The following is a 13593-nucleotide window of genomic DNA, read 5'->3' as shown; positions in this document are numbered from 1 at the left end:
GAAGGGTCCGTGCCCTTTGCCTGCTCATGTGCTGACGCCGCAAAGGCTGTGTAGATGCACATGAATAACAAGATTCCATTAGCCACGCCCGCTGACAATGGGCCAACGAAGAACTTTGAACCATGGCCACTATCCACGTAGACGGCAAAGCGCTCGAAGTCGATGGGGCGGACAACCTGTTACAGGCATGTCTGTCACTCGGCCTCGACATCCCGTATTTCTGCTGGCACCCCGCTCTCGGTAGCGTCGGTGCCTGTCGCCAGTGTGCGGTCAAGCAATACACAGACGAAAACGACACCCGTGGTCGTATCGTCATGTCCTGCATGACCCCAGCCACCGACAACACCTGGATCTCCATCGACGATGAAGAATCCAAGGCGTTCCGCGCCAGCGTTGTCGAATGGCTGATGACCAACCACCCCCACGACTGCCCGGTCTGTGAGGAAGGCGGTCACTGCCACCTGCAAGACATGACGGTGATGACTGGCCACAACGAGCGCCGTTATCGCTTCACCAAGCGTACCCACCAGAACCAGGACCTCGGCCCGTTCATTTCCCACGAAATGAACCGCTGCATCGCCTGCTACCGCTGCGTGCGCTTCTACAAGGACTACGCCGGCGGCACCGACCTCGGCGTATTCGGCGCCCACGACAACGTGTACTTCGGTCGCGTTGAAGACGGCGTGCTCGAAAGCGAATTCTCCGGCAACCTCACCGAGGTCTGCCCGACCGGTGTGTTCACCGACAAGACCCACTCCGAGCGCTACAACCGCAAGTGGGACATGCAGTTCGCACCGAGCATCTGCCATGGCTGCTCCAGCGGTTGCAACATCTCGCCGGGCGAGCGCTACGGTGAATTGCGCCGTATCGAAAACCGCTTCAACGGTTCGGTCAACCAGTACTTCCTGTGCGACCGTGGCCGCTTCGGCTATGGCTACGTAAACCGCGAAGACCGTCCGCGCCAGCCGCTGCTGGCCGATGGCGCCAAGCTGAGCCTGGACGCCGCGCTGGATAAAGCCGCCGACCTGTTGCGCGGGCGCACTATCGTCGGTATCGGTTCGCCACGCGCCAGCCTCGAAAGCAACTTCGCCTTGCGTGAACTGGTGGGTGCAGAGCATTTCTACAGCGGCATCGAAGCCGGTGAACTGGAGCGCATCCGCCTGGTCCTGCAAGTGCTGAACGACAGCCCGCTGCCAGTGCCGAACATGCGCGACATCGAAGACCACGATGCGATCTTCGTACTCGGTGAAGACCTGACCCAGACCGCTGCACGCATCGCGCTGTCGCTGCGTCAGTCGGTCAAAGGCAAGGCCGAAGAAATGGCCGACGCCATGCGCGTACAGCCTTGGCTTGACGCCGCCGTGAAGAACATCGGCCAGCACGCGCTGAACCCGCTGTTTATCGCTTCCCTGGCTGAAACCAAGCTCGACGACATCGCTGAAGAATGCGTACACGCCGCGCCGGACGACCTGGCGCGCCTCGGTTTCGCCGTGGCCCACGCCCTCGACGCCAGCGCACCCGCCGTTGAAGGCCTGGACGCTGAAGCTGTCGAGTTGGCTCAGCGCATTGCCGACGCCCTGCTGGCGGCCAAGCGCCCGCTGATCATTGCCGGCACCTCGTTGGGCTCCAAGGCGATGATCGAAGCCGCCGCCAACATCGCCAAGGCCCTTAAGCTGCGCGACAAAAATGGCTCCATCAGCCTGGTGGTGCCGGAAGCCAACAGCCTGGGCCTGGCAATGCTCGGTGGCGAGTCCGTGGACGCGGCCTTGCAAGCGGTGATCGACGGCAACGCCGACGCCATCGTGGTGCTGGAAAACGACCTGTACACCCGCACCGCTGCCGCCAAGGTTGACGCTGCACTGGACGCGGCCAAAGTGCTGATCGTCGCCGACCACCAGAAGACCGCCACCAGCGACCGCGCCGACCTGGTGCTGCCAGCCGCCACCTTCGCCGAAGGCGACGGCACACTGGTCAGCCAGGAAGGCCGCGCCCAGCGCTTCTTCCAGGTGTTCGATCCGAAGTACATGGACGCCAGCATCCTAGTGCACGAAGGCTGGCGCTGGCTGCATGCCCTGCGCGCCACCCTGCTGAACCAGCCGATCGACTGGACCCAACTCGACCACGTGACCGCTGCCACCGCCGCCAGCGCGCCGCAGCTTGCTCGTATCGTGGATGCCGCGCCTTCTGCCGCGTTCCGCATCAAGGGCCTGAAACTGGCACGTGAGCCGCTGCGTTACTCCGGTCGTACCGCCATGCGTGCTGACATCAGCGTGCACGAGCCACGTACCCCGCAAGACAACGACACCGCGTTTGCCTTCTCCATGGAAGGTTATTCGGGTTCGGCCGAACCCCGTCAGCAGGTGCCGTTTGCCTGGTCGCCGGGCTGGAACTCGCCGCAAGCCTGGAACAAGTTCCAGGACGAAGTCGGTGGTCACATCCGCGCTGGCGACCCGGGCACTCGCCTGATCGAAACCAGCGGTGACTCGCTGAACTGGTTCGCTGCGGTACCGCGTCCGTTCAACCCGGCGCCGGGCACTTGGCAAGTCGTGCCGTTCTTCCACCTGTTCGGCAGCGAAGAAACTTCTTCCAAGGCCGCGCCGGTTCAAGAGCGCATTCCTGCCGCCTATGTTTCCGTGGCCAAGTCCGAAGCCGACCGCCTGGGCGTCAACGACGGTGCCCTGCTCAGCCTCAACGTGGCCGGCCAGACCTTGCGTCTGCCGCTGCGTATCAACGATGAGTTGGGTGCCGGCCTGGTTGCACTGCCTAAAGGCATCGCCGGTATTCCGCCTGCCATTTTCGGCAAAACCGTTGACGGTCTGCAGGAGGCAGCGCAATGACTTGGTTCACGCCGGAAGTAATTGACGTGATCATCTCGGTGGTCAAGGCCATCGTGATCCTGTTGGCCGTGGTCGTCGCGGGCGCCCTGCTCAGCTTCGTCGAACGTCGCCTGCTGGGCTGGTGGCAGGACCGTTACGGTCCGAACCGCGTTGGCCCGTTCGGCATGTTCCAGATCGCTGCCGACATGCTGAAAATGTTCTTCAAGGAAGACTGGACCCCGCCGTTTGCCGACAAGGTGATCTTCACCCTGGCACCGGTGGTAGCCATGAGCGCCTTGCTGATTGCGTTTGCGATCATCCCGATCACCCCGACCTGGGGCGTGGCGGACCTGAACATCGGTTTGCTGTTCTTCTTCGCCATGGCCGGTTTGTCGGTATACGCGGTGCTGTTCGCCGGTTGGTCGAGCAACAACAAGTTCGCCCTGCTGGGCAGCTTGCGTGCCTCGGCCCAAACCGTATCCTATGAAGTGTTCATGGGGTTGGCACTGATGGGCATCGTGGTGCAGGTTGGCTCGTTCAACATGCGCGACATCGTCGAGTACCAGGCGCAGAACCTGTGGTTCATCATTCCGCAGTTCTTCGGCTTCTGCACCTTCTTCATCGCTGGCGTGGCCGTGACTCACCGTCACCCCTTCGACCAGCCGGAAGCGGAACAGGAACTGGCCGACGGTTACCACATTGAATATGCCGGCATGAAGTGGGGCATGTTCTTCGTCGGTGAGTACATCGGCATCATCTTGATCTCGGCCCTGCTGGTCACGCTGTTCTTCGGCGGCTGGCACGGTCCGTTCGGCATCCTGCCGCAGTTGGCCTTCTTCTGGTTCTTCCTGAAGACCGCGTTCTTCATCATGCTGTTCATCCTGCTGCGCGCCTCGATTCCGCGCCCGCGCTATGACCAGGTGATGGATTTCAGCTGGAGATTCTGCCTGCCGCTGACCCTGATCAATTTGCTGGTGACGGCTGCCGTCGTGTTGTTGAACACGCCCGCTGCCGCGGTTCAGTGAGGATTTGACCCATGTTCAAATATATTGGCGACATCGTTAAGGGTACCGGTACCCAGTTGCGAAGCCTGGTGATGGTGTTCGGTCACGGCTTTCGCAAACGCGACACCCTGCAATACCCCGAAGAAGCGGTGTACCTGCCGCCGCGCTATCGCGGCCGCATCGTACTGACCCGCGACCCCGACGGCGAAGAGCGTTGCGTAGCCTGCAACCTGTGCGCCGTGGCGTGCCCGGTGGGTTGCATTTCCCTGCAGAAAGCTGAAACCGAAGATGGTCGCTGGTACCCGGACTTCTTCCGCATCAACTTCTCGCGCTGCATTTTCTGCGGCCTCTGCGAGGAAGCTTGCCCGACCACCGCGATCCAGCTGACGCCGGATTTCGAGATGGCCGAGTTCAAACGTCAGGACCTGGTGTACGAGAAAGAAGATCTTTTGATCTCTGGTCCCGGTAAAAACCCTGATTACAACTTCTATCGTGTTGCAGGTATGGCCGTTGCCGGTAAGCCAAAAGGCGCCGCACAAAACGAAGCCGAGCCGATCAACGTGAAGAGCTTGCTGCCTTAAGGAAGAAAGATGGAATTCGCTTTCTATTTCGCATCGGGTATTGCAGTGGTGTCCACGCTTCGCGTGATCACCAACACTAACCCCGTGCACGCCCTGCTCTACCTGATCATTTCGCTGATCGCCGTGGCCATGACCTTTTTCAGCCTCGGCGCACCGTTCGCCGGTGTGCTGGAAGTGATCGCCTACGCCGGCGCCATCATGGTGCTGTTCGTGTTTGTGGTGATGATGCTCAACCTGGGGCCGGCTTCGGTCGCCCAGGAGCGCGTCTGGCTCAAGCCCGGCATCTGGCTCGGCCCGGTTGTCCTCGCAGCACTGCTGCTGGGTGAACTGCTGTATGTGCTGTTCGCTCACCAGAGCGGCCAGGCCATCGGCCACACCACCGTAGACGCGAAAGCCGTGGGCATCAGCCTGTTCGGCCCGTACCTGCTGGTGGTCGAACTGGCTTCGATGCTGCTGCTCGCCGCAGCCATCACTGCCTTCCACTTGGGCCGCAACGAAGCCAAGGAGCAATGACGATGCCTGCTATCCCTTTGGAGCATGGTCTGGCGGTCGCCGGCATCCTGTTCTGCCTTGGCCTGGTCGGCCTGATGGTTCGCCGTAACATTCTGTTCGTGTTGATGAGCCTGGAAATCATGATGAACGCTGCGGCACTGGCGTTCATCGTGGCAGGCGCACGTTGGGGCCAGCCGGATGGGCAAGTGATGTTCATCCTGGTGATCAGCCTGGCAGCCGCCGAAGCCAGTATTGGCCTGGCGATCCTGCTGCAGCTGTATCGTCGCTTCCACACGCTTGATATCGACGCTGCCAGTGAGATGCGCGGATGAACATGATCTTTCTGACTTTCGTATTCCCCCTGATCGGTTTCCTGCTGCTGTCGTTCTCTCGCGGGCGCTGGTCGGAGAACCTCTCGGCCCTGATCGGCGTGGGTTCCATCGGCCTGTCGGCCATCGTGGCCGCCTACGTCATCTGGCAATTCAACGTGGCGCCGCCCGAAGGTGGTCACTACACCCTGGTGCTGTGGCAGTGGATGGCGGTCGAGGGCTTCAAGCCCAACTTCGCCCTCTACATCGACGGCCTGTCGATCACCATGCTCGGCGTGGTGGTGGGTGTGGGCTTCCTGATCCACCTGTTCGCGTCCTGGTACATGCGCGGTGAAGCGGGCTACTCGCGCTTCTTCTCGTACACCAACCTGTTTATCGCCAGCATGCTGTTCCTGGTGCTGGGCGATAACCTGTTGTTCCTGTACTTCGGCTGGGAAGGCGTGGGCCTGTGCTCGTACCTGTTGATCGGTTTCTACTACAGCAACCGCAACAACGGTAACGCAGCACTCAAGGCGTTTATCGTCACCCGCATCGGCGACGTGTTCATGGCCATCGGCCTGTTCATCCTGTTCCAACAAGTGGGCACGCTGAACATCCAGGAACTGCTGGTGCTGGCACCGCAGAAATTCCAGGTCGGCGACTTCTGGATCACCCTGGCTACCCTGATGCTGCTGGGTGGCGCCGTGGGTAAATCTGCGCAACTGCCGCTGCAAACCTGGCTGGCGGATGCAATGGCCGGTCCTACCCCGGTATCGGCACTGATCCACGCCGCCACCATGGTAACCGCCGGTGTCTACCTGATCGCCCGTACCCACGGCCTGTTCACCCTGGCGCCGGACATCCTGCACCTGGTGGGTATCGTCGGCGGCGTGACCCTGGTACTGGCCGGCTTCGCCGCGCTGGTGCAGACCGACATCAAGCGTATCCTCGCCTACTCGACCATGAGCCAGATCGGCTACATGTTCCTGGCCCTGGGCGTCGGCGCCTGGGACGCGGCGATCTTCCACCTGATGACCCACGCGTTCTTCAAGGCCCTGCTGTTCCTCGCCTCCGGCGCCGTGATCGTGGCCTGCCACCACGAGCAGAACATCTTCAAGATGGGCGGCCTGTGGAAGAAACTGCCACTGGCGTACGCCAGCTTCATCGTCGGTGGTGCCGCCCTGGCGGCCCTGCCGCTGGTAACCGCAGGCTTCTACTCCAAGGACGAAATCCTCTGGGAAGCTTTCGCCAGCGGTAACCAGAACCTGCTGTACGCAGGCCTGGTAGGTGCGTTCATGACCTCGCTGTACACCTTCCGCCTGATCTTCATCACCTTCCACGGTGAAGCCAAGACCGAAGCGCACGCAGGCCACGGCATCTCCCATTGGTTGCCACTGTCGGTGCTGATCATCCTGTCGACCTTCGTCGGTGCGATGATCACCCCGCCACTGCACGGTGTATTGCCACAAAGCGTCGGCCATGCCGGCGGCGAAGCCCAGCACAGCCTGGAAATCGCCTCGGGCGCCATCGCCATCGCCGGTATCCTGCTGGCGGCCCTGCTGTTCCTCGGCAAGCGTCGCTTCGTGACTGCCGTGGCCAACAGTGGCATTGGTCGCTTCCTGTCGGCCTGGTGGTTCGCTGCCTGGGGCTTCGATTGGATCTACGACAAACTGTTCGTCAAACCTTACCTTGCGATCAGCCACGTGCTGCGCAAAGACCCGCTCGACCAGACCATCGGTTTGATCCCGCGTGCCGCCAAGGCCGGTCACACCGCCCTGAGCCGCAGCGAGACCGGCCAATTGCGTTGGTATGCAGCGTCCATGGCGGCGGGTGCCGTTCTGGTGATCGGCGCCATCGTCGTGGTAGCGGTCTGACTATGTTTAAGTGCACTGCGTACTTTGCGAACTTGCGAAAGGAAACGAGCCCGTCATGATTCTGCCCTGGCTAATCCTGATCCCCTTTATCGGCGGCCTGCTCTGCTGGATGGGTGAACGCTTCGGCGCCACCCTCCCCCGCTGGATTGCGTTGCTGACCATGTCCCTGGAACTCGCGCTCGGCCTCTGGCTGTGGGCCCATGGTGACTATTCATTCGCTCCGGCACCGGGCGTCGATCCCACCTTCGCGCTTGAATTCAAGCACGTGTGGATCCAGCGCTTCGGCATCAACGTGCACCTGGCCCTCGACGGCCTGTCGCTGTTGATGATCCTGCTGACCGGCCTGCTGGGTATCCTCTCGGTACTTTGCTCCTGGAAAGAGATCCAGCGTCACGTGGGCTTCTTCCACCTGAACCTGATGTGGATCCTGGGCGGCGTTGTCGGCGTGTTCCTGGCGCTGGACCTGTTCATGTTCTTCTTCTTCTGGGAAATGATGCTGGTGCCGATGTACTTCCTCATCGCGCTCTGGGGTCACAGTTCTTCGGACGGCAAGAAAACCCGGATCTACGCAGCGACCAAGTTCTTCATCTTCACTCAGGCTTCCGGCCTGATCATGTTGGTGGCGATCCTGGGATTGGTACTGGTGAACTTCAACAACACCGGCGTGATTACCTTCAACTACGCCGACCTGTTGAAAACCAAGATGTCGCTGACCACCGAGTACGTGCTGATGCTGGGCTTCTTCATCGCCTTCGCGGTGAAGCTGCCGGTGGTGCCGTTCCACTCCTGGTTGCCTGATGCCCACGCCCAGGCGCCGACTGCCGGTTCCGTGGACCTGGCCGGTATCCTGTTGAAGACCGCTGCCTACGGCCTGCTGCGTTTCGCCCTGCCGCTGTTCCCGAATGCTTCGGCCGAATTCGCGCCGATTGCCATGACCCTGGGTCTGATCGGGATCTTCTATGGTGCGTTCCTGGCTTTCGCGCAAACCGACATCAAGCGTCTGATTGCCTTCTCGTCCGTTTCCCACATGGGTTTCGTACTGATCGGTATCTACTCCGGCAGCCAGCTGGCGTTGCAAGGCGCAGTGATCCAGATGTTGGCCCACGGTGTTTCTGCCGCTGCGCTGTTTATCCTGAGTGGCCAGCTGTACGAGCGCCTGCACACCCGTGACATGCGTGAAATGGGTGGCGTGTGGTCGCGCATCGCTTACCTGCCGGCGATCAGCCTGTTCTTTGCCGCCGCGTCGCTGGGCTTGCCGGGTACCGGTAACTTCATCGGCGAGTTCCTGATCCTGATGGGTGCCTTTGTGCAGACGCCGTGGATCAGCGCCATCGCCACCTCCGGCCTGGTGTTCGGTTCGGTCTACTCGCTGATCATGATCCACCGCGCCTATTTCGGCCCGGCCAAGTCCGACACCGTCCTGCAAGGGATGGATGCGCGCGAACTGATCATGGTGCTCGGCCTTGCGGTGTTGCTGATCTTCATCGGCGTGTACCCGCAACCGTTCCTGGACACTTCTGCCGCAACGATGCATGGCGTGCAGCAGTGGTTCGGCACCGCCTTCTCTCAACTCGCTTCGGCCCGGTAAGAGCGCTATGGAATTCACGATCCAACACTTTATCGCGCTTGCGCCGCTGCTGATTACCAGCCTCACCATCGTAGTGGTGATGCTGGCAATCGCCTGGCGCCGCAATCACTCGCAAACGTTCCTGCTGTCCTGCGCCGGGTTGAACCTGGCCCTGCTGTCGATCATCCCGGCCCTCAAGGTCGCGCCACTGGCAGTCACGCCATTGATGATGGTCGATGACTTCGCGCTGCTGTACATCGCCCTGATCCTGGTGGCGACCCTGGCCTGCGTCACCCTCGCCCACGCCTACCTCGGCGAAGGCGGCACCGGCTACCCGGGCAACCGCGAAGAGCTGTACCTGCTGATCCTGCTGGCTGCGGCCGGCGGTATCGTGCTGGTCAGCGCGCAGCATCTGGCGGGCCTGTTCATCGGCCTGGAACTGCTGTCGATCCCGACCTACGGCCTGGTGGCCTACGCCTTCTTCAACAAGCGCTCCCTGGAAGCCGGCATCAAGTACATGGTGCTGTCGGCCGCCGGTTCCGCGTTCCTGTTGTTCGGTATGGCCCTGCTCTACGCCGAAGCCGGCAGCCTGAGCTTCACCGGTATCGGCCACGCGCTGGCCGCCACCAACAGCCCGGCGCCGATTGCCCAGTTGGGCCTGGCGATGATGCTGATCGGCCTGGCGTTCAAGCTGTCGCTGGTGCCGTTCCACCTGTGGACCCCGGACGTGTACGAAGGCGCCCCGGCGCCGGTGGCCGCGTTCCTGGCGACTGCGTCGAAAGTGGCCGTGTTTGCAGTGATGGTGCGTCTGTTCCAGATCTCCCCTGCCGCCAACACCGGCGTGCTGAGCAATGTGCTGACCGTGATCGCCATTGCGTCGATCCTGTTCGGTAACCTGCTGGCCCTGACCCAGAACAACCTCAAGCGCCTGCTGGGTTATTCGTCCATCGCCCACTTCGGCTACCTGCTGATCGCCCTGGTGGCGAGCAAAGGCTTGGCTGTAGAAGCCATCGGCGTGTACCTGGTCACCTACGTGATCACCAGCCTGGGTGCGTTCGGCGTCATCACCTTGATGTCGTCGCCGTACAAAGGCCGTGACGCCGACGCCCTGTACGAATACCGCGGCCTGTTCTGGCGCCGTCCGTACCTGACCGCCGTGCTCACCGTGATGATGCTGTCGTTGGCCGGTATTCCGCTGACGGCGGGCTTTATCGGCAAGTTCTACATCGTCGCGACCGGTGTCGAAGCCCACGAATGGTGGCTGGTTGCCTCGCTGGTACTGGGCAGCGCCATCGGCGTGTTCTACTACCTGCGCGTGATGGTCACCCTGTACCTGATCGAGCCAAACCTGCGCCGTGTGGATGCCGAGCTGCATTGGGAACAGAAGGCAGGCGGCGTCATGCTGCTAGCCATCGCCCTGCTCGCGTTCTTCCTGGGCGTGTACCCACAACCGTTGCTCACCCTGGTGCAGCACGCGGTGCTGGGCGTTTGATCGCTTAGGTTGATGCAGTAAACAGAACGGCGCCTTTGGGCGCCGTTTTGCGTTTCTGTAGCTTGGCTTTTCCCTTCCCTACTCGCTGAAATTTCCTCTTCAATCTGCCTCCTCATCCGGCATCTACCCCGCTGGATGCGGCCTTAAGGTGTTTGCGTTTTAAGAAAGTTCCCACAGCTTGGGCGCTTGACCCATAGCGAGTGGGCTACCAAACTATACGCAGGCTACGTACAGAACATGGATGCTCTATTTATCGAACTGCCGGCATTCGAACGGCATCGCAGGGACTATCTGAGCGATGAGCTTTTTCACGGTTTTCAGCAGGAGTTGATGAAAAACCCAGAAGCGGGAGACGTGATCGAGGGAACGGGCGGGTTGAGAAAGGTTCGCTTCGTCGATGAGCGACGAAACAAAGGCAAGCGCGGTGGCCTGCGGGTCATTTACTACTGGTGGTCAGGCGGTACGCAATTCTGGTTATTCACTTTGTACGGCAAACACGAACAGAACGACCTGACGCCACAACATAAAAAAGCCCTTAAACACATGCTAGACAGGGAAATCAAAGCGAGAACACACCATGAAACGTGAAATCTTTTCCGAACTGGTCGAAGGCTTCGACGCCCTGGCTGGTGAACGCCAGGGAAAAATCACCCTGCGCACCCACAAAGCGCACCTCAACAAGCTGGCGCCACTCAGCGCTGACGAGGTAATCGCCGTACGCCAGCAACTCAACCTGTCCCGCTCGGTATTCGCCATGTACCTGCGCACCAACACCCGCACCCTGGAGAACTGGGAGCAAGGCCGGGCCAAGCCGAATGCGCAGGCTGTCACGTTGATACGACTAGTGGCGCGCTTTCCGGAAACCGTGGCGCAACTTGCCGCATTGGGCTGACCGGCAATAGCCGCACAAAAAACGCCCCGAGCATTCGGGGCGTTTTTGCAGCGCAAACAGCGTCAGAACGCGATACCCACCTTGAAACCATACTCATCACGCTTGAGCTTGGTGTTGTCGGCCACATAGGAGTCGTTATCGAGCTTGTACTCGGTGCGGGTGTAGTACAGGCCCGCCATCACTGGCAGGTCACCCTTCTGGTTCATCAGCAGGCTGACTTCGGCGTAAGGGTTGGTGCGGTCCTTGAGGTCCACGCTGTCGCTGCCAACGCCGTCAACCTTGAGTTTGGCGCGGCCGTCGATGGTGTGACGGGCGCCGGCTTCAACGCGCAGGGTCATGTCATCGAACTGGTGGTTGTAGCCCAGGGCTGCCTTGGCAAACGGCGACTTGTTGGTGAGTTTCATGTCGTAGCCATTGGTGTCCGGCTCGTAGCGGGTCCAGGTGTAGCCACCGCCCACGATCACATCGACGAAGTTGCGCGCATCCAGCGCGGCGCGCCAGCCGAGGTCGAGGTCGGCCTGGCCTTCCTTGAGTTTGTTATCGCTTTTTTCGCCGTACTTGGCTTCGATACCGGCCTGGTAGATAAAGCCCGACTCGGCGGTGAGCTTGTTGCCGAAGTTGTAGAACAGGCCGGCTTCGGGCATGTGGTCCTTGTCGCTTTCGCTGCCGCCTTCAAGTTTGAAGTCGTTGTAGCTGCCCATGATCCCGAACGTGGAAATCGGATCGGTGGAAGGTGCTGCGAACACCACGCCAGGCGCAGCCACCAGGGCCAGCAACGAGGTGTTCTTGAGGAATTTTCCGAATAGTTTGGACATCGTTTTACATCTCCATTTTAAGGTGGGCAAAGTATTCAGGAATCGGTTCGAACCTTGGTGTTTGCAAAAAGTTCGAACTGATTTGCACCAAAATGGAGAAAAAACGGTTCAGCGAAGGCTCTATCTCAATACTCTTCGAGATCGGCCCTGATCAGGTGCTCAACCGCTTCGCGAAGTTGCGGCTGGGCCGGCAAACAAATGCCGAAGGTGTCGCGCAATAACGTCAGCAACTCATCAGCACTCTCCAGCTTGCGCTTCTCGCTGGGCCGATCCAGGTAATGAACCGCATAGCGGGCGTTGGCCAACGTATGGCGCCTGCCAGGCGCAAGCAACGCGGCTTTCAACTGCCCTACAAACGGGGAGCCTGGGTGCGTGGAGACGTACCAGTTGCCGATTTCATAGTCGATGTCGGCCTGGGTTTGCAGATCGAACACGTACAGGCCACGCCACTCCTCGCCCACCTGCGCCCACAGCGTGTAGCTGCCGTGTTTGAGCGTCAGGCGATAAGGCTCATGAGCGGTGGCCTGGGGTGCGTCGTTGTCCAGTTGCAACGGGCTGCTAGGCACCATGCCGCCAAAACCGACATCGGTGATATAGCGCACGCCGTCGAGGGTCACCAGGCTCAAGCGATGGGTGCGCCCAGTGTGGGCGTCCGGTGGGCCGCCGATCACCACACGCCCGGTGATGCCACGGGCGTCGAAGCCCAGTTCCTGCAAGAGTGCCAGGAACAGCTGGTTCAACTCGTAGCAATAGCCGCCGCGCCCCTCGTGCAGCACCTTGCGCTCAACGCTGGGCAGGTCGATCGGTACCGGTGCATGCATCAACGTCGACAGGCTTTCAAAGGCAAAGCTGCACACATGGCGCAGTTGCAAGTCCCGCAGGGTTTGCAGGGTGGGCGGCGGTGGCGAGGCATAGCCCAGGCGTTGCAGGTACAGGCGGCTATCGGTGAGTGTGTGCATGGCGCGATCCTTGGGCGCAGGGCAAGAGCGTCACTATGCCGCGCCTCTGCGTGCGTTGTCATTTTGAATGAACCTTTTGGAGCGCCGGCCTATCCATCTATAACAAGATTGGGAGGCAGCATGAGTACCGCAAAAATCTACACCGTCCACTATCAGCTACACGGTAAACCCAAGTCTTTCGTGGTGCGCGCCGAAGTGATGAACAACGCCGAGGCCTGGCATTGGGCGGCCGTCGATGCCGACATTGCCCATGTCAGCCGCATCGGCCGCGTAGGTCACGAACAGGTGAAAAAGACCACCCGGCCCTGGGCGGAAAAATACGGTATCAGCGACGTCAGCTGGTCGCCGCCCAGGTAAACAAAGCCCCGCACAACGGCGGGGCTCGGTTCATTGCTTCAAGTCGCCCAACGGATCGTAGGGCGGCTTTTTTTTCGCTGTCTCGTCGTCCTTTTTGTCCAACGGCGCAATAGCCGGGCCGATGGGATCGACCTGTGGGTCGGCTACATCCGGCGAGTCCGGGTCGAAGCCCAGTTCATCCTTGCCACTGGCGTGTTCGTTGGAAGAGGGACCATCGGTAGGTTTGTTCATCATATTCTCCTGCTAAAGCGGGCGGGCTCTGTCGTGGAGGTTTTCCAGGTCTTCTTCTACGCGCTCGACATCGTTGTCCGGACCGCGCTCTTTGGGATCGTTGGGGCGCAACGCATCGTTATCACGCTCCTCCTCGCCCGGCGTACGGTTCGGATCCGGTGTACCTGGCGGTGGCTGCTTGTGTTCAGACATGATGACTGACCTC

Annotated in this window: 15 protein-coding genes; 11 read left to right on the top strand and 4 right to left on the bottom strand. The window is 60.7% G+C overall.

What is annotated here, in order from left to right:
- The first annotated feature begins 122 nt into the window (after positions 1-122).
- The 10 genes from nuoG to HU730_RS15085 all read left to right on the top strand — a co-directional run bounded on the left by nuoG (position 123) and on the right by HU730_RS15085 (position 11026).
- Positions 123-2837 carry an NADH-quinone oxidoreductase subunit NuoG gene (gene nuoG / locus HU730_RS15130; RefSeq protein ID WP_186527169.1) on the top strand — a complete coding sequence of 905 codons (2715 nt, stop codon included), beginning with the start codon at positions 123-125 and terminating at the stop codon, positions 2835-2837.
- Entirely contained in the window at positions 2834-3841 is a 1008-nt protein-coding gene (nuoH, locus tag HU730_RS15125) for an NADH-quinone oxidoreductase subunit NuoH (RefSeq protein ID WP_003174724.1), read from the top strand. Before nuoG ends, nuoH begins: the two co-directional genes overlap by 4 nt.
- An 11-nt stretch (positions 3842-3852) precedes the next feature.
- Entirely contained in the window at positions 3853-4401 is a 549-nt protein-coding gene (nuoI, locus tag HU730_RS15120; protein ID WP_003174725.1) for an NADH-quinone oxidoreductase subunit NuoI, read from the top strand.
- 9 nt (positions 4402-4410) lie between these two features.
- Positions 4411-4914, top strand: coding sequence for an NADH-quinone oxidoreductase subunit J (gene nuoJ / locus HU730_RS15115; RefSeq protein ID WP_003174726.1), 504 nt, complete (start codon positions 4411-4413; stop codon positions 4912-4914).
- 2 nt (positions 4915-4916) lie between these two features.
- Entirely contained in the window at positions 4917-5225 is a 309-nt protein-coding gene (nuoK, locus tag HU730_RS15110; protein WP_003174727.1) for an NADH-quinone oxidoreductase subunit NuoK, read from the top strand.
- Positions 5222-7075, top strand: coding sequence for an NADH-quinone oxidoreductase subunit L (gene nuoL / locus HU730_RS15105; RefSeq protein ID WP_014718912.1), 1854 nt, complete (start codon positions 5222-5224; stop codon positions 7073-7075). The genes nuoK and nuoL overlap by 4 nt, the downstream gene beginning before the upstream one ends.
- Positions 7076-7130: 55 nt before the next feature.
- Complete coding sequence (gene nuoM / locus HU730_RS15100; RefSeq protein WP_014718913.1) at positions 7131-8663, top strand: NADH-quinone oxidoreductase subunit M; 1533 nt, start codon at positions 7131-7133, stop codon at positions 8661-8663.
- Positions 8664-8670: 7 nt separating this feature from the next.
- Complete coding sequence (nuoN, locus tag HU730_RS15095; RefSeq protein ID WP_003174731.1) at positions 8671-10134, top strand: NADH-quinone oxidoreductase subunit NuoN; 1464 nt, start codon at positions 8671-8673, stop codon at positions 10132-10134.
- A 237-nt stretch (positions 10135-10371) separates the two neighbouring features.
- Positions 10372-10722 carry a toxin gene (locus HU730_RS15090; RefSeq protein ID WP_003192123.1) on the top strand — a complete coding sequence of 117 codons (351 nt, stop codon included), beginning with the start codon at positions 10372-10374 and terminating at the stop codon, positions 10720-10722.
- Positions 10712-11026, top strand: a complete 315-nt coding sequence (locus HU730_RS15085; RefSeq protein WP_089042244.1) for a transcriptional regulator — start codon at positions 10712-10714, stop codon at positions 11024-11026. The genes HU730_RS15090 and HU730_RS15085 overlap by 11 nt, the downstream gene beginning before the upstream one ends.
- Positions 11027-11088: 62 nt before the next feature.
- On the opposite strand, the gene HU730_RS15080 is transcribed toward HU730_RS15085, so the two are convergent.
- Together HU730_RS15080 and HU730_RS15075 are read right to left on the bottom strand one after the other, a co-directional pair.
- Entirely contained in the window at positions 11089-11841 is a 753-nt protein-coding gene (locus HU730_RS15080) for an outer membrane beta-barrel protein (protein WP_034127889.1), read from the bottom strand.
- Positions 11842-11966: 125 nt separating this feature from the next.
- Complete coding sequence (locus tag HU730_RS15075; RefSeq protein WP_034127890.1) at positions 11967-12800, bottom strand: arylamine N-acetyltransferase; 834 nt, start codon at positions 12798-12800, stop codon at positions 11967-11969.
- A 120-nt stretch (positions 12801-12920) separates the two neighbouring features.
- Between HU730_RS15075 and HU730_RS15070 the strand changes: the two genes are divergently transcribed.
- Positions 12921-13157, top strand: a complete 237-nt coding sequence (locus HU730_RS15070) for a DUF6555 family protein (RefSeq protein WP_003192128.1) — start codon at positions 12921-12923, stop codon at positions 13155-13157.
- 30 nt (positions 13158-13187) lie between these two features.
- On the opposite strand, the gene HU730_RS15065 is transcribed toward HU730_RS15070, so the two are convergent.
- Entirely contained in the window at positions 13188-13388 is a 201-nt protein-coding gene (locus tag HU730_RS15065) for a DUF6021 family protein (RefSeq protein ID WP_032902837.1), read from the bottom strand.
- A gap of 12 nt (positions 13389-13400) precedes the next feature.
- Complete coding sequence (locus tag HU730_RS15060) at positions 13401-13580, bottom strand: hypothetical protein (protein WP_032902836.1); 180 nt, start codon at positions 13578-13580, stop codon at positions 13401-13403.
- Positions 13581-13593 lie beyond the last annotated feature (13 nt).

The organism is Pseudomonas sp. SWRI22 (assembly GCF_014268395.2).
In the GTDB taxonomy this organism is placed as follows: domain Bacteria; phylum Pseudomonadota; class Gammaproteobacteria; order Pseudomonadales; family Pseudomonadaceae; genus Aquipseudomonas; species Aquipseudomonas paracarnis.
Note: the sequence above shows the minus strand (reverse complement) of the source record. Positions and strands in the feature narration are given on the sequence as shown.